17 protein-coding genes are annotated in these 15,490 nt (G+C 64.6%); 10 read left to right on the top strand and 7 right to left on the bottom strand.

What is annotated here, in order from left to right; all coding sequences use genetic code 11:
* Window positions 1–2 precede the first annotated feature (2 nt).
* The gene (gene trpS / locus DES47_RS28200) at window positions 3–1,022 is read right to left on the bottom strand and encodes a tryptophan--tRNA ligase (protein WP_133704126.1); all 1,020 of its coding nucleotides are present in this window, start codon (window positions 1,020–1,022) and stop codon (window positions 3–5) included.
* 72 nt (window positions 1,023–1,094) lie between these two features.
* On the opposite strand from trpS, the gene purN reads away from it, so the two are divergent.
* On the top strand, window positions 1,095–1,721 hold the full coding sequence (purN, locus tag DES47_RS28195) for a phosphoribosylglycinamide formyltransferase (protein WP_133704125.1): 627 nt from the start codon (window positions 1,095–1,097) through the stop codon (window positions 1,719–1,721).
* Here the strand turns inward: purN and DES47_RS28190 are convergent, their stop codons facing one another.
* Both DES47_RS28190 and DES47_RS28185 read right to left on the bottom strand, forming a co-directional pair.
* Window positions 1,722–2,384, bottom strand: a complete 663-nt coding sequence (locus tag DES47_RS28190; RefSeq protein WP_133704124.1) for a DUF1345 domain-containing protein — start codon at window positions 2,382–2,384, stop codon at window positions 1,722–1,724. It abuts the gene before it with no gap.
* On the bottom strand, window positions 2,384–2,626 hold the full coding sequence (locus tag DES47_RS28185; protein WP_133704123.1) for a DUF1653 domain-containing protein: 243 nt from the start codon (window positions 2,624–2,626) through the stop codon (window positions 2,384–2,386). Before DES47_RS28185 ends, DES47_RS28190 begins: the two co-directional genes overlap by 1 nt.
* A 44-nt stretch (window positions 2,627–2,670) precedes the next feature.
* On the opposite strand from DES47_RS28185, the gene DES47_RS28180 reads away from it, so the two are divergent.
* The 3 genes from DES47_RS28180 to DES47_RS28170 all read left to right on the top strand — a co-directional run bounded on the left by DES47_RS28180 (window position 2,671) and on the right by DES47_RS28170 (window position 5,915).
* Window positions 2,671–3,930 (top strand): RsmB/NOP family class I SAM-dependent RNA methyltransferase, encoded by a 1,260-nt coding sequence (locus tag DES47_RS28180; RefSeq protein ID WP_133704122.1) that lies wholly within the window; start codon window positions 2,671–2,673, stop codon window positions 3,928–3,930.
* A gap of 164 nt (window positions 3,931–4,094) precedes the next feature.
* Window positions 4,095–5,318: a DesA family fatty acid desaturase gene (locus DES47_RS28175; protein WP_243748493.1), complete on the top strand. Its 1,224-nt coding sequence runs from the start codon at window positions 4,095–4,097 to the stop codon at window positions 5,316–5,318.
* Window positions 5,319–5,378: 60 nt separating this feature from the next.
* Window positions 5,379–5,915: a DUF3016 domain-containing protein gene (locus DES47_RS28170; RefSeq protein ID WP_133704121.1), complete on the top strand. Its 537-nt coding sequence runs from the start codon at window positions 5,379–5,381 to the stop codon at window positions 5,913–5,915.
* A gap of 90 nt (window positions 5,916–6,005) precedes the next feature.
* Here DES47_RS28170 and rpmG read toward each other — a convergent pair whose 3' ends face one another.
* From rpmG to trxB, 3 genes are all read right to left on the bottom strand, one after another.
* Window positions 6,006–6,176 carry a 50S ribosomal protein L33 gene (gene rpmG / locus DES47_RS28165; RefSeq protein WP_133704120.1) on the bottom strand — a complete coding sequence of 57 codons (171 nt, stop codon included), beginning with the start codon at window positions 6,174–6,176 and terminating at the stop codon, window positions 6,006–6,008.
* Between the two features lie 35 nt (window positions 6,177–6,211).
* On the bottom strand, window positions 6,212–6,445 hold the full coding sequence (gene rpmB, locus DES47_RS28160) for a 50S ribosomal protein L28 (RefSeq protein WP_133704119.1): 234 nt from the start codon (window positions 6,443–6,445) through the stop codon (window positions 6,212–6,214).
* A gap of 219 nt (window positions 6,446–6,664) precedes the next feature.
* Window positions 6,665–7,615, bottom strand: coding sequence for a thioredoxin-disulfide reductase (gene trxB / locus DES47_RS28155; RefSeq protein ID WP_133704118.1), 951 nt, complete (start codon window positions 7,613–7,615; stop codon window positions 6,665–6,667).
* A gap of 190 nt (window positions 7,616–7,805) precedes the next feature.
* On the opposite strand from trxB, the gene DES47_RS28150 reads away from it, so the two are divergent.
* Genes DES47_RS28150 through lolA form a run of 3 tightly spaced genes read left to right on the top strand, consistent with a single transcriptional unit; the run spans window position 7,806 to window position 11,509 of the window.
* A complete protein-coding gene (locus tag DES47_RS28150) occupies window positions 7,806–8,477 on the top strand; it encodes a Crp/Fnr family transcriptional regulator (RefSeq protein ID WP_133704117.1) in 672 nt (223 codons plus the stop codon).
* 48 nt (window positions 8,478–8,525) lie between these two features.
* Entirely contained in the window at window positions 8,526–10,892 is a 2,367-nt protein-coding gene (locus DES47_RS28145; protein ID WP_133704116.1) for a DNA translocase FtsK, read from the top strand.
* Window positions 10,889–11,509 carry an outer membrane lipoprotein periplasmic chaperone LolA gene (gene lolA / locus DES47_RS28140; protein WP_133704115.1) on the top strand — a complete coding sequence of 207 codons (621 nt, stop codon included), beginning with the start codon at window positions 10,889–10,891 and terminating at the stop codon, window positions 11,507–11,509. The genes DES47_RS28145 and lolA overlap by 4 nt, the downstream gene beginning before the upstream one ends.
* A 31-nt stretch (window positions 11,510–11,540) precedes the next feature.
* On the opposite strand, the gene DES47_RS28135 is transcribed toward lolA, so the two are convergent.
* Window positions 11,541–12,089 (bottom strand): chemotaxis protein CheW, encoded by a 549-nt coding sequence (locus tag DES47_RS28135; RefSeq protein ID WP_133704114.1) that lies wholly within the window; start codon window positions 12,087–12,089, stop codon window positions 11,541–11,543.
* A 141-nt stretch (window positions 12,090–12,230) separates the two neighbouring features.
* Between DES47_RS28135 and DES47_RS28130 the strand changes: the two genes are divergently transcribed.
* From DES47_RS28130 to DES47_RS28120, 3 genes are all read left to right on the top strand, one after another.
* Window positions 12,231–13,571 (top strand): replication-associated recombination protein A, encoded by a 1,341-nt coding sequence (locus DES47_RS28130; protein WP_133704113.1) that lies wholly within the window; start codon window positions 12,231–12,233, stop codon window positions 13,569–13,571.
* A gap of 244 nt (window positions 13,572–13,815) precedes the next feature.
* Window positions 13,816–14,739, top strand: a complete 924-nt coding sequence (locus tag DES47_RS28125; RefSeq protein ID WP_133704112.1) for a branched-chain amino acid ABC transporter permease — start codon at window positions 13,816–13,818, stop codon at window positions 14,737–14,739.
* Window positions 14,740–14,756: 17 nt separating this feature from the next.
* A partial coding sequence (locus tag DES47_RS28120) for a branched-chain amino acid ABC transporter permease (protein ID WP_133704111.1) occupies window positions 14,757–15,490 on the top strand: 734 nt, incomplete at its 3' end.

Here is a 15,490-nt window from a genome sequence, read left to right as displayed (position 1 = left end):
CATCAGTAGGCCAGGCCCATGGCGGTGCGTACCTCGCGCATGGTCTTGCGCGCCACCGCGCGGGCACGCTCGGTGCCGACCTCGACGATCCAGTGCACCTGCTTCGGATTGCTCAGATAGGCCTCGGCCCGCTCCCGCCAGGGTTCCTGTTCCTTCTTGATGGCGTCAATCACCGGCTGCTTGCAGTCCAGGCAGCCGATGCCGGCCGTTCTGCAGCCCTGGGCGGCCCAGGCCTGGGTGTCGGCATCGGAGTAGAGCTGGTGCAGCGGCCAGACCGGGCAACGCGCGGGGTCGCCGGCATCGTCGCGGCGCATGCGCTGCGGGTCGGTGGGCATGCGCCTGATCTTCTGCTCCACCACCTCTGGCGCGTCGCGCATGGCGATGGTGTTGCCATAGCTCTTGCTCATCTTCTCGCCGTCCAGGCCGGTCAGGCGCGAGGTCTCTGTCAGCAGGGCCTGGGGCTCGGGCAGGATGGGCCGGTCGGGGCTGTAGACATGGTTGAAGCGGCGGGCGACCTCGCGCGTTACTTCAACATGGGGGGCCTGGTCTTCGCCGACCGGCACATAGGCGGCCTTGTAGATCAGGATGTCGGCCGCCTGCAGCAGCGGATAGCCGAGCAGGCCGTAGGTCGCGGGCTCGCGGTTCTTCTCCAGCATGTCCTTGTAGCTGGGCATGCGCTCCAGCCAGCTCAGCGGCGTGCTCATCGCCAGCAGCGTGAACAGCTCGGCATGCTCGGGCATGCGGCTCTGGATGAACAGTGTCGCCTGCTCGGGGTCTATGCCGGCGGCCAGCCAGTCGACCACCATGTCATAGACATTGCGTTCGATGTCGGCATGGTCCTGGTAATGCGTGGTCATCGCATGCCAGTCGGCGACGAAGAAGAAGCAATCGAACTCGCTCTGCAGACGCACCCAGTTCTTCAGCGCCCCGTGGTAGTGGCCCAGGTGCAGGGCGCCGGTGGGGCGCATGCCCGACAGCACACGCTGGCGTGGCGGGGCGGCGGGGGAGGTGTCTGGAGTCATGGAGGCAGGCCGGTCGGGGGAGCCAGATTGTAGGCAGTCAAGCATTTGCGCGCAGGGCTACACTGCCGACCCATGAAAAACATCGTGATCCTGATCTCGGGCCGCGGCTCCAATATGGAAGCCATCGTCAAGGCCTGTGCGGCCGAGGGCTGGCCGGCCCGTATTGCCGCAGTGATCAGCAACCGGCCCGGCGCCGGCGGCCTGGCCTTCGCGGCCGAGCATGGCATTGCCACGGCGCTGGTCGATCACAAGGCCTTTGCCGAGCGCGCGGCCTTCGATACCGAGCTGGCCCGCGTGATCCAGAGCTACGCCCCCGATGTGGTGGTGCTGGCCGGCTTCATGCGCATTCTGTCGGCCGACTTCGTGCGCGCCTTCGACGGCCGCCTGCTGAACATCCACCCCTCGCTGCTGCCGGCCTTCCCGGGCCTGCACACGCACCAGCGCGCGCTGGAGGCCGGCTGCAAGGTGGCGGGCGCCACCGTGCATCTGGTCACGCCGGAACTCGACCACGGCCCCATCATCGCCCAGGCGGTGGTGCCGGTGCTGCCCGGCGACAGCGAGGCCACCTTGTCAGCGCGCGTACTGGTACGCGAGCACGAGATCTATCCGCGTGCCGTGCGCTGGCTGGTGCAGGATGAACTGGCGGTCGAGAACGGCCTGGTCACGCAACTCCAGGGCCGTGCCCAGGCGCTGATCTGATCACAGCAGGCCGGCGACGATATTGATCGTCAAGGCCAGGAGAATGGTGTTGAAGGCGAAGGACAGCACCGCGTGCAGCAGCACCAGCTGGCGCATGCCGCGTGTGGTGACGGCGATATCCGAGGTCTGCGAGGTGGCGGCAATCGTGAAGGCGAAGTACAGGAAATCGATGTAGTCCGGCTCCAGCTTGGGTTTGCCGTCTTCGTCGCTGGGGAAGCACAAGCCGCTGACAGCTTTGGCCTGGCCGTAGTAGCGGCTGGCATAGGCCAGCGCGAATTCCAGCGGCAGCAGCAGCCAGGAGCCGGTGATGGTGCCCAGGGTCAGCACCATGTGTTGCCAGCCCGGGCCGGCGCTGCCGCGCACATGGGAGAGCTCCAGCGCGATCGCCGCCAGGCTGGCCAGCGCCGCCGTGATCGCCAAGAGCAGCACGACGGGCGCGCCATCGGCCTGCTGCACGGCGCTGCGGCGCAGATGGCCTTCGTCGGCGCGGTGCATCATCCGCGCCACGAGCAGCAAATACAGCCAGACGGCGGCATTCCAGCCCAGCAGACCGCGGGTGGTGGCATGCAGCGGGCCGGGCAGCAGCAGCGCCACGACCAGGCCCAGGCCGACGGACACCATCAGGCGCGGGCGCACGCTGAGCTGCGTCAGGGTGGTGTGCATCAGGTCTCGTTCATCGGTGCAAAGCGCTGCACTTCACGGCCATCGACGTTCAGGCTGCCGAAGAACATCGCGTGCGGTCGCACCCAGAAGCCGCTGGCCTTGTACAACGGCCGGTAGAGCACCAGCGGCTCCAGGGTCTCGCTGTGACGGACCACGCCGAGGACCTCGTATTCGCCGCCTTTGTAATGTCTGTAGGGGCCCAGTGGCGTGTCGGGGAGGGCGGGCAGATCGTTGTCTGACATGGGCAGATTCAGGGCTGGTAAGGCAGGGCTGGGATAATCGCCAGATGCATCCTAATGCCCTTCTAGAAATGACCACCGAATTGCTGCACCAGGTGCTGCAATTCGACATGCCCGCGGATTCCGTGGTGTCCAACTATTTTCGCAAGCACAAGAATCTGGGCCAGCGCGAGCGCCACACCCTGGCCGAGACGGTTTACACCGTGCTGCGCCAGCGCCTGCTGTTCCAGCACTTCGCCCAAACCGGCTTCGGCCCCATGGAGCGCCGCCTGACCCTGCTGGGTTGGCAGGGCAGCGACAAATTTCTCCAGGCCTGCATGGAGTCGCACGAGCAGAAATGGCTCGCCGGCGTGCAGGCCATTGATCGCAGCACGCTGGCGCCCAAGCTGCGCCACAACCTGCCCGATTGGTTGGCCAATCCGCTGATGGCCCAGCTGGGCGAAGAAGACTTCTGGCCGCTGGCCGCCAGCCTCAACGAGGGTGCCGAGCTCGATCTGCGTGTCAACCTGCTGAAGTCCAAGCGCGAGGAGGTGCAGGCGGCGCTGAAGGCCGCCGGCATCGAATCCGAGCCCACACCCTATTCGCCCTGGGGCCTGCGCGTGCCGGGCAAGCCGGCGCTGAACAAGCTGGAGCTGTTCACCAAGGGCCTGGTCGAGGTACAGGATGAGGGCAGCCAGCTGCTGGCCCTGCTGCTGGACGCCAAGCGCAGCGAGATGGTGGTGGACTTCTGCGCCGGCGCCGGCGGCAAGACCCTTGCGCTGGGCGCGGCAATGCGCAACACCGGTCGCTTGTACGCCTTCGATGTGTCCGGCCACCGGCTGGATGCGCTGAAGCCGCGCATGGCGCGCAGCGGCCTGTCCAACGTCTATCCGGCGCAGATTGCCCATGAGCGCGACGAGCGCATCAAGCGCCTGACCGGCAAGATCGACCGCGTGCTGGTCGATGCCCCCTGCTCTGGCCTGGGTACGCTGCGCCGCAATCCGGACTTGAAATGGCGCCAATCGCCGAAGGCAGTCGAGGAGTTGCGCGTCAAGCAGGCCGCCATCCTGGCCAGCGCCGCCCGGCTGCTGAAATCGGGCGGGCGCCTCGTCTATGCCACCTGCAGCCTGCTGCAAAGCGAAAACGAGGACATTGCCAACGCCTTCAGTGCCGAGCACAAGGACTTTGTGGCCTTGCCGGCCGCCGAGGTCTTGGAAAAAGCCCATGTGTCCCAAGCTGCAAGCCTGGATCAGAACGGCTTCTTGCGCTTGTGGCCGCATCGCCATCACACCGACGGTTTCTTTGCCGCGGTGTGGGAACGCAAGTAGTTTCTTTGATCTAACCCTGTTGACATGGCTTCGCGGCCATCGATTTGAGGGGCTAGGGTGAACTACTGCCATATCCGCCTAGGGTGACTCGCCTACAATTCGAGTTGCGTGCAAGCCACGCGCGCCTCTTTACTAGCCCGCTCGCCGGGAAAGGTCTGGACTGAATGAATGAACTGATGATGGTGCATGACGCACTGGTGGATTGGCTGGCCAACGGCATCACCCATGCCAGCGGCTGGCAGATTCTGGTGTCTGCACTGGTGATGACGCACATCACGATCGCGGCCGTCACCATCTACCTGCATCGCTGCCAGGCCCACCGCTCGCTGGATCTGCACCCGATTCCCGCCCACTTCTTCCGCTTCTGGCTCTGGGCCACGACCGGCCAGGTGACCAAGGAGTGGGTCTCCATCCACCGCAAGCATCACGCCAAGTGCGAGACCGTGGAGGACCCGCACAGCCCGGTGACCCACGGCATCAAGACCGTGCTGACCCGCGGTGCCGAGCTCTATCGCGCCGAGGCGAAGAACCAGGAAACGCTGAAGAAGTACGGCCATCAGACGCCGGACGACTGGGTTGAGCGCAATCTGTACAGCCGCTTCACCTGGCAAGGTGTGGGCCTGATGATGATTGTCGACCTGTTGCTGTTCGGCGCCGCGGGCCTGTCGGTCTGGGCGCTGCAAATGGCCTGGATCCCGATCACCGCTGCCGGCATCATCAACGGCCTGGCGCATCACCGCGGCTACCGCAATTTCGAAGCGCCGGATGCTTCGACCAATATTTCGCCCTGGGGCATCATCATCGGCGGTGAGGAGTTGCACAACAACCACCACACCTACCCGACCTCGGCCAAGTTGTCGGTCAAGCCCTATGAATTCGACATCGGCTGGGCCTATATCCGTGCGATGGAGATGGTCGGTCTGGCCAAGGTCCGCAAGACCCCGCCTATGCTGCGCCACGGTGTGATCAAGCCGGTGGCCGACAAGGACACCCTGGAAGCCATCATTGCCAACCGCTATGAAGTGATGGCCAAGTATGGCCGTGAACTGAAGGCGGCTTGCGCGGTCGAACTTGCCAAGCTGCAGGCACAGGGGCATGAACACAGCGTCCAATGGAAGCAGCTCAAGGCCGCCAAGACCTGGCTGCATCGTGACGAAGACCGCATCCCACAGGCTGTGCATGCCGAACTGGCCGGCGCTCGCGCCGCCAGCCCGGCGCTGGACAAGCTGGTACTGATGCGCGAAGAGCTCCGCTTGCTGTGGACGCGCACCAATGTGTCGGCCGAGCAACTGGTCCATGACCTGCAAGCCTGGTGCCGCAAGGCCGAGGAAAGCGGTATCGCCGAATTGCGTGCCTTCTCGCAGAATCTGCGCGCAGCCCGCGCCTGACGAGAAACAAGTCTTTACCCTCGCTTCACCAGAAGGCACCGCCCAGGCGGTGCCTTTTTCATGGGCGCTGCCTATACTGATCTGAAGTATTCAGCATGGGAGTGCAGCATGAAGAAGATCGCAGTGATGTTGGGCCTGTTGGGCGCAGCTGCTGGAGCTTTGGCAGGCGTGGATGTTCGTTTTGTGAGCCCGGACAAGTTCATCGACATCGGCCGCGACGAAGCTCAGCAGCAGCAGGTCCTGCAGGGGCTGGAGGCGCATCTGAAAGCTGTGGGCGACAAGCGGGTGAGCCGCTCGCAGACATTGTTGATCGAGGTGCTGGATGTCAATCTGGCCGGGGACGAGCGTCTGATTCCATCGCGGGGTGCGATGCTGAGGGTGCTTCGAGGCGCCACGCCACCGTCGATACAGCTTCGCTACACGCTGAGCGAAGCTGGGATCGTGCTGCGCAGTGGCGAGAGCCGCCTGAGCGACCTGGGCTACCAGGATGGCTTCAACCGCTATAGCGGCAGCGATGCGCTGCGCTACGAGAAGGCGATGGTCGACGACTGGTTCAGGAGCGAGTTTTCGTTGGCCAGCGCCAAAGCCGCACCTTGAAGCCTGGGCGAACAAACAAAAACCCGCCGAGCTTGCGCCGAGCGGGTTTTTTGTTGAGCCCGATCCTATTGGCCGGGCTGCCAGGCTGAATTACTTCAGCTTGGTTTCCTTGTAGGCGACATGCTTGCGCGCCTTGGGGTCGAACTTCATGAATTCCAGCTTTTGGGGCGTGGTCTTCTTGTTCTTGTTCGTGGTGTAGAAGTGGCCGGTTCCTGCAGTGGATTCCAGCTTGATCTTTTCGCGACCGCCTTTGGATGCCATGGTGGTGTTCCTTTACTTAGAGTGGTCGGGGCGGATTACAGCTCGCCCTTGGCGCGCAGATCAGCAACGACTTGGTCGATGCCGACCTTGTCGATCAAACGCAGAGCAGCATTGCTGATACGCAGACGGATCCAGCGGTTTTCGCTCTCCATCCAGAAGCGGCGGTACTGCAGATTGGGCAGGAAACGACGCTTGGTACGATTGTTGGCGTGGGAAACATTGTTGCCCACCATGGGCTTCTTGCCCGTGACTTGACAGACGCGTGCCATGACGCTTCTCCGGTTTGTTGCTTCTCTATCCAGCCGCCGACGCCTGGGGTTCCCCTAGGTTTCGGTGGCCACATGACCGCTCTATGCCTGCTACTCCGGCGCCCGGTACGACATCTCAAGCACATTGCTGTGAAGTCACCGGGCCGCCCGGGGCGGTCCATCCGGCAGGCAAGCCCGCGAGTATAGCCGATCTTCTGTGACTGGCCCAGCTCAGGTCTGTTACTGTTCCAGGAAGCGCTGCGCGTCCAGGGCCGCCATGCAGCCGGTGCCAGCGCTGGTGATGGCCTGGCGGTAGATATGGTCCTGCACATCGCCGGCGGCGAACACGCCGGGCACGCTGGTCATCGTCGCAAAGCCGCCGAGGCCACTCTTGGTGATGATGTAGCCGTCCTTCATCTCGACCTGGCCCTTGAAGATGTCGGTGTTGGGCTGATGACCGATGGCAATGAAGCAGCCCTGCAGCTTCAGGTCGGTGGTCGAGCCATCCGTTGTACTCTTGATGCGCACGCCGGTCACGCCGCTCTGGTCGCCCAGCACTTCGTCCAGCGTGTTCCACAGGTGCAGTTCGATCTTGCCGGCGGCGACCTTCTCATGGACCTTGTCGATCAGGATGGGTTCGGCGCGGAACTTGTCGCGGCGGTGTATCAGATGCACCTTGCTGGCGATATTGGACAGGTACAGAGCCTCTTCGACGGCGGTGTTGCCGCCACCGACGACGCAGACTTCCTGCTCGCGGTAAAAGAAGCCATCGCAGGTGGCGCAGCCGCTGACGCCGCGGCCCATGAAGGCTTCTTCGCTGGGCAGGCCCAGGTACTTGGCCGAGGCGCCGGTGGCGATGATCAGCGCGTCGCAGGTGTAGCTGCCGCTGTCGCCCTTGAGCTTGAAGGGCCGCGAGGACAGGTCGACCTCGTTGATGTGATCAAACACAATTTCAGTGTTGAAGCGCTCGGCATGCTGCTGGAAGCGCTGCATCAGGTCCGGGCCCATCACGCCGGACACATCGGCCGGCCAGTTGTCCACATCGGTGGTGGTCATCAGCTGACCCCCCTGGGCCATGCCGGTCACCAGCATCGGCTTCAGATTGGCGCGTGCTGCGTAGATGGCGGCGGTGTAGCCGGCCGGGCCGGAGCCCAGGATCAGGACCTGGGCATGTTTGTTGGTTTGGCTCATGAGGGGTATGTGGGGTAGGGGGCGAGAGTCACAAGAGCGGCAGTTTCAGCACTGCCAGCGCACATACGGCCTAGACCCTATGGCGATGTGTGAAGGAGTTGGCACAATATCCCGTATTCTAAAGAGGGTGGGGTAGGCACATGGCCTGCAGGCCCTTGATCTCAAACAAACCGAAGCTAGGAGCTTGTTCATGGCGATGTTGTCCAACTTGGACCTGATTCGACGCGTGCCGCTGTTCTCGTTGCTGACGACGGAACAGGCACAGTCGATTGCCGACAGCGTGGTCAAGCGGCGTTTCCGCCGGGGCGAAGTGATCGTCGAGCAGGGCCGCAAGTCGAACGCGCTGTTCATCCTGCTCAATGGCCGCGCCCGCGTGCTGACCGCCGACCAGCGCGGCCGCGAGGTCATACTGGCCGTGCTGCAGCCGGGTGACTACGTCGGCGAGATGAGCCTGATCGACGACGAGCCACACTCGGCGACCGTGCGCGCCGAGGTGCAGACCGACATGCTGGTGCTGGGCCGCAACGAATTCTCGCGCTGCCTGCCGGACAGCTCCAGCCTGTCGTACGCTGTGCTGCGCGGCCTGGTCGCCAGGCTGCGCAATGCCGATCGCCAGATCGAATCGCTGGCCCTGCTGGATGTGTACGGTCGCGTCGCCCGCACGCTGCTGGACATGGCCGAGGACGACAAGGGCATCAAGATCATCCGCGGCAAGGTGTCGCGCCAGGACATGGCCAAGATCGTCGGCGCCTCGCGCGAGATGGTCAGCCGCGTGATGAAGGATCTGGAGGACCGCGGCGTCATCGAGACGCTGGAAAACGGCTCGGTCGTCATCAAGGAACGGCTGCATAACGGCGATTGATGCTTCGGGCTCGTCAGGGCCCGGGCCGTGATCGGCCACAATGGCGGCATGAGCTTTCCGTTGGGATCATTGCGAGGGGACGATGCCGCTGGTGCAGCGTCCGCCACCTACACACGTTCGTCCAAGAAATCGGCGCCGGTGCGCGTCGAGGCGGCGCCGTCGCGCGGGCTGAGGCAGTTGTGGCTGTTGCTGGGCGCGATTGCGCTGGTGCTGGCCCTGCTGGCCCTGCTGACGCGCCACCCGGCCGATGCTGCCTTCTCCACCTCGGGCACCGGTGAGCTGACCCGCAACAAGGTCGGCAGTCTTGGCGCCTGGTTTGCCGACATGCTGCTGTTCCTGTTCGGCTTCTCCGGCTGGTGGCTGGTGCTGGTGGGGCTGCGCCACTGGCTGGGCAGCCTGGCGCGGGTGTTGCGCGTGCAGGACGGTGGCCCCGCTCCGGCCGAGGCGTCGAAGCCCGCGGCCTGGATATTCTGGCTGGGCCTGGCGGTCTTGATGAGCGCCAGCTGCTCGCTCGAATGGACGCGCCTCTATCTGTGGGAGTCGCGCCTGCCTGGCCATGCCGGCGGCGTGCTGGGCCATGCGCTGGGGCCCTTGAGCATGAAGGCCCTGGGCTTTGCCGGTTCCGGCGTGGTCTGGATCACGGCCTTGATCGTCGGTCTGCCGCTGGCCTTGCAGTTCTCCTGGTTGCGCGTGGCCGAGGCGCTGGGCACCTGGGTCGACAGCCTGCGTGACCGCCACTTGCAGCGGGTCGAGCAGGCCGAGGACAAGCGGGTCGGCAAAAAGGCGCAGCGCGAACGCGAGCTGGTCGTCGAAGTCGAGCGCCATGTGGTCGAGGAGCATGTGCCTATCGTGATCGAGACGCCTGTGGTCGTGGCTCCGCCGTCCGAGCGAGTCGCCAAGGAGCGGCAGAAGCCGCTGTTTACCGAGCTGTCCGACACCAAGCTGCCGCAGGTTGATCTGCTCGACGCGGCGCCGGGGCGGGTCGAGAGCGTCACGCCCGAGTCGCTGGAAATGACCTCGCGCATGATTGAGAAGAAGCTGCGCGACTTCGGCGTCGAGGTGAGGGTGGTCGCGGCCTCGCCGGGCCCGGTGATCACGCGCTACGAGATCGAACCGGCCACAGGCGTCAAGGGCTCGCAGATCGTCAACCTGGCCAAGGATTTGGCCCGCTCGCTGAGCCTGGTCAGCATCCGTGTCGTCGAGACGATTCCGGGCAAGAATTTCATGGCCCTGGAGCTGCCCAATGCGCGGCGCCAGACCATCAAGCTGAGCGAGATCCTCGGCTCCCAGGTCTATAACGACGCCTCCTCTCAGCTGACCATGGGCCTGGGCAAGGACATCATCGGCCTGCCCATCGTCGCCGACCTGGCCAAGATGCCGCACTGCCTGGTGGCCGGCACCACCGGTTCGGGCAAGTCGGTGGGTATCAACGCGATGATTCTGTCGCTGCTCTACAAGGCCGAGGCCAACGACGTCCGACTGATTCTGATCGACCCGAAGATGCTGGAGATGAGCGTCTACGAAGGCATCCCGCACCTGCTGGCGCCGGTCGTGACCGACATGAAGCAGGCGGCCAACGCGCTGAACTGGTGTGTCGGCGAGATGGAGCGCCGCTACAAGCTGATGAGCAAGCTGGGCGTGCGCAATCTGGCCGGCTACAACAAAAAGATCGCCGAGGCCGACGAGCGCGGCGAGCTGCTGCCCAACCCGTTCAGCCTGACGCCCGAGCAGCCGGAGCCGCTGGAGCGCCTGCCCTATATCGTCGTCGTCATCGACGAGCTGGCCGACCTGATGATGGTCATCGGCAAGAAGATCGAGGAACTGATCGCGCGCCTGGCGCAGAAGGCCCGCGCGGCTGGCATTCACCTGATACTGGCCACGCAGCGCCCCTCGGTCGACGTGATCACCGGCCTGATCAAGGCCAATATCCCGACACGTTTGAGCTTCCAGGTCAGCAGCAAGATCGACAGCCGCACCATCCTCGACCAGATGGGCGCCGAGGCCCTGCTGGGCATGGGCGACATGCTGTACATGCCCTCGGGCACCGGCCTGCCGATACGGGTGCATGGCGCCTTTGTCAGCGACGAAGAGGTGCACCGCGTCGTTGCCTACCTGAAGACCCAGGGCGAGCCGAACTACATTGAGGGCATTCTGGAAGGCGGCGTGTTCGATACCGAAAGCACCGAGCCGGGGGCTCCGGGCGAGGCCAATGGCGAGGCCGACCCGATGTACGACCAGGCCGTGGCCATCGTGCTGCAGCACAAGCGGGCCTCGATCTCGCTGGTGCAGCGCCATCTGCGCATTGGTTACAACCGCGCCGCGCGGCTGTTGGAACAAATGGAGAAGTCGGGGCTCGTATCGAATATGGCCACCAATGGCAACCGCGATCTGCTGCTACCGAAACGAGACGAATGAAGAACCCCGCACTGAAGTTCCTGGCCCTGGCGTTGACGATCGGCTGCGTTGGCGCGGCCCGGGCCGATGGGCTGGAGGCCTTGCAGGAGTTCGTGCGCGACGTGAAAACCGGCAAGGCCAGCTTCACACAGACGGTCAGCTCGCCGGACGGCACGCGCAAGAAGACGTCCAGCGGCAGCTTCGAGTTTGCCCGCCCCAATCAGTTCCGCTTTGCCTACACCAAGCCCTTCGAGCAACTGATCGTTGGCGACGGGCAGAAGGTCTGGCTCTATGACGCCGACCTGAACCAGGTCAGCTCGCGCCGCATGGGCGAGGCCCTGGGGTCAACTCCGGCGGCGCTGCTGGCCGGTGGCAATCTGGCCAAGGATTTCGAGTTGAGGGCCCTGCCCAGCGCGCAAGGGCTGGACTGGGTGCAGGCCACACCGCGCCAGCGCGACGGCAGCATCCAGCAGATGCGCATCGCGTTCAAGGGCAGGGAGTTGGCCGCGCTGGAACTGGTCGATGGTTTCGGCCAGCGCTCCGAGCTGAAGTTCAGCGCGGTGAGCAGCAATCCCGCCTTCCCGGCGGATCGCTTCAAGTTTGTGATGCCGGCGGGCGCCGACCTTATTGAACAGTGACCCGGATGCAATCCGGGGCCACGAACGGAAATCAGGCCGCCAGCTGCGTTTCAGGCAATGCCCCGGCACTGGCCAGCAGCTGCTGCATATCGGTCAAGATCAGCATGCGCTGCTGGTCGTCGGCATTGCGCAGGGTGGCGATGCCGGTGATGTGATCGGACTTGATCGCACCCGAGAAGCCGGGGGCCGGCTTGATGTCCTGCTCGCGTAGCTCGACCACGTCGTTGACGGCATCGGCCACCACACCGACGGTCTGGCCGCCGAGGTTCAGGACGATGGTCACGGTCGAGGCGCTGGGCTCGATGGCGGGCAGGCCGAACAGCTGGCGCAGGTCCATCACCGGCACGATATTGCCGCGCAGATTCAGCACGCCCTTGACGCAGGCGGCCGAGTTGGCGATTCGGGTGGGTTCCTCGTAGGAGCGGATCTCTTGCACGCGCAGGATCTCGATCGCGTATTCCTCATTGCCCAGACGCATGCTCAGATACTCGCCGGGGGCGCTGTTGGCCGCGATGCGGGCGCCAGCGCGTTGGGCCACCGGGTAGCTGGTGGTGTTCAGGGCGACGATGTCTGTGCTCATTCTGTTTCCTCGGGAGTTTGTTGCCGCGCTCAAGAACGCTTGCGGTCCTTCGTCGTATCGGCGCCGGCTGGAAGCAATTGAGTGCATGACTCAGCAATGCGCCGGCTGACGTGAACAATGCACGCCTGAGACAATGATCGGATGACGGCGCAAGATCTTCTCTTTGAATCCGACCCTTCCGAGGTTCCGGCAACGGCCCAGACCGATGCCCCGCTGGCCGAGCAATTGCGTCCGCGCACGCTGGACGAGGTGATTGGCCAGCAGCAGTTGCTGGGTCCGGGCAAGCCGCTGCGTGTGGCCTTCGAGACCGGGCGCCTGCATTCGATGATCCTCTGGGGGCCGCCGGGCGTGGGCAAGACGACGCTGGCCCTGCTGGTGGCGCAGAGCTTCGATGCCCAGTTCATTGCCATCTCGGCCGTGCTGGGCGGGGTGAAAGACATCCGCGAGGCGGTGGAGCGGGCCCAGGTGGCCAAGGCCCAGGGCCGGCGCACGGTGGTCTTTGTCGACGAGGTGCACCGCTTCAACAAGGCGCAGCAGGACGCCTTTCTGCCGCATGTCGAGTCCGGCCTGTTCAGCTTCATCGGCGCAACCACCGAGAATCCTTCGTTCGAGGTCAACTCGGCCTTGCTGTCGCGTGCCACCGTTCATGTGTTGAAGGCGCTGGACGAGGCCGAGTTGCTGGCGCTGATCGCCCGCGCCCGGGCCCAGCTGGGCTGCCCGCCGTTCAGCGCCGCTGCGGCCAAGCGCCTGGCTGCCTATGCCGATGGCGATGCCCGCCGGCTGCTCAATGCGGTGGACGCAGCCGCCTCGGTGGCCGCGCCCGACCTGGCCGAGATCGATGAGGCTACGCTGGAGCGCGCTTTGGGCGAGCAACTGCGCCGCTACGACAAGGGCGGCGAGCAGTTCTACGACGTCATCTCGGCCCTGCACAAATCGGTGCGCGGCTCGGACCCGGATGCGGCGCTGTACTGGTTTGCCCGCATGCTGGATGGCGGTGTCGATGTGCGCTACATCGCACGGCGCCTGGTGCGCATGGCCAGCGAGGACATCGGCCTGGCCGATCCGCGCGCATTGCGCATCTGTCTCGATGCCTCCGAAACCTACGAGCGCCTGGGCTCGCCCGAGGGCGAGCTGACGCTGGCCCAGGCGGTCGTGTTCCTGGCCGTGGCGCCTAAGTCGAACGCCGTTTACAAGGCCTATAACGCGGTGCGCGCCTTCGTCAAACAGGACGGCACCCGGCCCGTGCCCATGCACCTGCGCAATGCGCCGACCGGCCTGATGAAGCAGCTTGGCTATGGCAGCCAGTATCAGTACGCCCATGACGCGCCGGGTGGCTTTGTCGCTGGCGAGCAGTATCTGCCCGAAGGGCTGGAAGACCAGCGCTTCTACGAACCGGTGCCGCGGGGCCTGGAGCAGCGCATTGGCGAGAAGCTGGCGGAGTTGCGCCGGCTCAATGAGGAGGCGCGGGCCGCCAAACCCTAGCTTGTTCAAGCATCAGCCGGCGCCACGGTCAAGGGAATATGGGGCCGCCGTGCCAATGCCGCCTCGCGGGAAACTCCGGGCGGGAAGGCACCAACTCCGCTCCTACAATGCGCCGGTCTGCACGACTTGTGCGCAGCAACCGGTCGTCTGCGCTGGTGGGGGTCTCGGCCCGACTCAGCCGCAGGGCTTAACGCGTGATGCATGCCGACCGCGGTTGGCATGGCAACGAACAGGAGCCTCCTCAATGGAAACTTTCATCCAGCAGATCATCAATGGTCTGGTGCTGGGCAGCATGTATGCGCTGGTGGCGCTGGGCTACACCATGGTGTACGGCATCATCAACCTGATCAATTTCGCCCATGGCGAGGTCTTGATGGTGGGTGCGCTGACGAGCTGGACGGTGGTCACCTTCCTGGCCGACTCGGGCCTGCCCGGCTGGGTGCTGTTGCTGATCTCGCTGGTGGCGGCGGTGATCGTCTGCACGGCGCTGAATTTCACGATCGAGAAGATCGCCTACCGGCCGCTGCGCAATGCGCCGCGCCTGGCGCCGCTGATCACAGCGATGGGCATGTCGCTGCTGCTGCAGACGCTGGCCATGATCGTCTGGAAGCCCAATCCCAAGCCCTTCCCGATCCTGCTGCCTTCGATTCCGTTTGACCTGGGCGGCCCGGTCATCACCGTGGTGCAGATCATGATTCTGGTCACCACCGGCATCATCCTGGTCGGCCTGCTGTGGCTGGTCAATCACACCAAGCTGGGCCGCGCGATGCGGGCCACGGCCGAGAACCCCCGCGTGGCGGGGCTGATGGGCGTGAAGCCGGATTCGGTGATTTCGGCCACCTTCATCATTGGCGCCGCGCTGGCGGCCGTGGCCGGCATCATGTGGGCTGCCAACTACGGCACGGTCCAGCATTCGATGGGTTTCATGCCCGGCTTGAAGGCCTTCACGGCCGCGGTGCTGGGAGGTATCGGCAACCTTGGCGGCGCGATGCTGGGTGGTGTGCTCCTGGGCCTGATCGAAGCGATTGGCGCCGGCTATCTCGGCGACCTGACCGGGGGCATTCTTGGCAGCCATTACGCCGACATCTTTGCCTTCATCGCCCTGATCCTGGTGCTCACCCTGCGACCCTCGGGCCTGCTGGGTGAACGTGTGGCCGACCGCGCCTGAAGCCGAAGGAGCCCCTCATGAAAAAGAACAAGCTTTTCCTCTATGTGCTGGCGGCCATCGGCCTGTTCATCCTGCCGTTGCTGGCGCAGCAGATCGGCAACGGCCCGGTGCGCATCATCGACCTGGCCCTGCTCTATGTGCTGCTGGCCCTCGGGCTGAACATCGTCGTCGGCTATGCCGGCCTGCTGGACCTGGGTTACGTTGCCTTCTATGCCCTGGGCGCGTACATGTTTGCGCTGCTGGCCTCGCCGCACTTGAGCGAGCAGTTCGAGGCCTTCAAGACCATGTTCCCCGATGGCCTGCACTCGCCGCTGTGGATCGTCATCCCGGTGGGCGCCGGGCTGGCGGGGCTGTTCGGCATCCTGCTGGGCGCGCCGACCCTGAAGCTGCGCGGCGATTACCTGGCCATCGTCACCCTGGGCTTCGGCGAGATCATCCGTGTGTTCCTGAACAATATGGAACACCCGCTGAACATCACCAATGGCCCGCGCGGCATCGGCCAGATCGACGGCATCCACATCTTCGGCATCGACCTGGGCAAACCGCTGGACGTGTTCGGCTTCGTGCTGCCGCCGGTGACCCTGTACTACTACCTGTTCCTGGCCCTGGTGATCTTCAGCATCGTGATCTGCTACCGGCTGGAGAACTCCCGCATAGGCCGCGCCTGGATGGCCATACGCGAGGACGAGATCGCCGCCAAGGCGATGGGCATCAACACCCGCAACCTGAAGCTGATGGCCTTCGGCATGGG

Origin of the sequence: Roseateles toxinivorans (assembly GCF_004362525.1) — a bacterium.
GTDB classification, from domain to species: Bacteria; Pseudomonadota; Gammaproteobacteria; order Burkholderiales; family Burkholderiaceae_C; genus Paucibacter; species Paucibacter toxinivorans.
Note: the sequence above shows the minus strand (reverse complement) of the source record. Positions and strands in the feature narration are given on the sequence as shown.

Excerpts from the sequence above, each read along its gene's own strand:
- DES47_RS28180 (WP_133704122.1), top strand. The coding sequence starts at position 2,671 with ATGCATCCTAATGCCCTTCTAGAAATGACCACCGAATTGCTGCACCAG.
- purN (WP_133704125.1), top strand. The coding sequence starts at position 1,095 with ATGAAAAACATCGTGATCCTGATCTCGGGCCGCGGCTCCAATATGGAA.
- rpmB (WP_133704119.1), bottom strand. The coding sequence starts at position 6,445 with ATGGCACGCGTCTGTCAAGTCACGGGCAAGAAGCCCATGGTGGGCAAC.
- DES47_RS28130 (WP_133704113.1), top strand. The coding sequence starts at position 12,231 with ATGACGGCGCAAGATCTTCTCTTTGAATCCGACCCTTCCGAGGTTCCG.
- DES47_RS28170 (WP_133704121.1), top strand. The coding sequence starts at position 5,379 with ATGGGCGCTGCCTATACTGATCTGAAGTATTCAGCATGGGAGTGCAGC.
- trxB (WP_133704118.1), bottom strand. The coding sequence starts at position 7,615 with ATGAGCCAAACCAACAAACATGCCCAGGTCCTGATCCTGGGCTCCGGC.
- DES47_RS28190 (WP_133704124.1), bottom strand. The coding sequence starts at position 2,384 with ATGCACACCACCCTGACGCAGCTCAGCGTGCGCCCGCGCCTGATGGTG.
- rpmG (WP_133704120.1), bottom strand. The coding sequence starts at position 6,176 with ATGGCATCCAAAGGCGGTCGCGAAAAGATCAAGCTGGAATCCACTGCA.
- lolA (WP_133704115.1), top strand. The coding sequence starts at position 10,889 with ATGAAGAACCCCGCACTGAAGTTCCTGGCCCTGGCGTTGACGATCGGC.
- DES47_RS28150 (WP_133704117.1), top strand. The coding sequence starts at position 7,806 with ATGGCGATGTTGTCCAACTTGGACCTGATTCGACGCGTGCCGCTGTTC.
- DES47_RS28145 (WP_133704116.1), top strand. The coding sequence starts at position 8,526 with ATGAGCTTTCCGTTGGGATCATTGCGAGGGGACGATGCCGCTGGTGCA.
- DES47_RS28175 (WP_243748493.1), top strand. The coding sequence starts at position 4,095 with ATGAATGAACTGATGATGGTGCATGACGCACTGGTGGATTGGCTGGCC.
- DES47_RS28185 (WP_133704123.1), bottom strand. The coding sequence starts at position 2,626 with ATGTCAGACAACGATCTGCCCGCCCTCCCCGACACGCCACTGGGCCCC.
- trpS (WP_133704126.1), bottom strand. The coding sequence starts at position 1,022 with ATGACTCCAGACACCTCCCCCGCCGCCCCGCCACGCCAGCGTGTGCTG.
- DES47_RS28125 (WP_133704112.1), top strand. The coding sequence starts at position 13,816 with ATGGAAACTTTCATCCAGCAGATCATCAATGGTCTGGTGCTGGGCAGC.
- DES47_RS28135 (WP_133704114.1), bottom strand. The coding sequence starts at position 12,089 with ATGAGCACAGACATCGTCGCCCTGAACACCACCAGCTACCCGGTGGCC.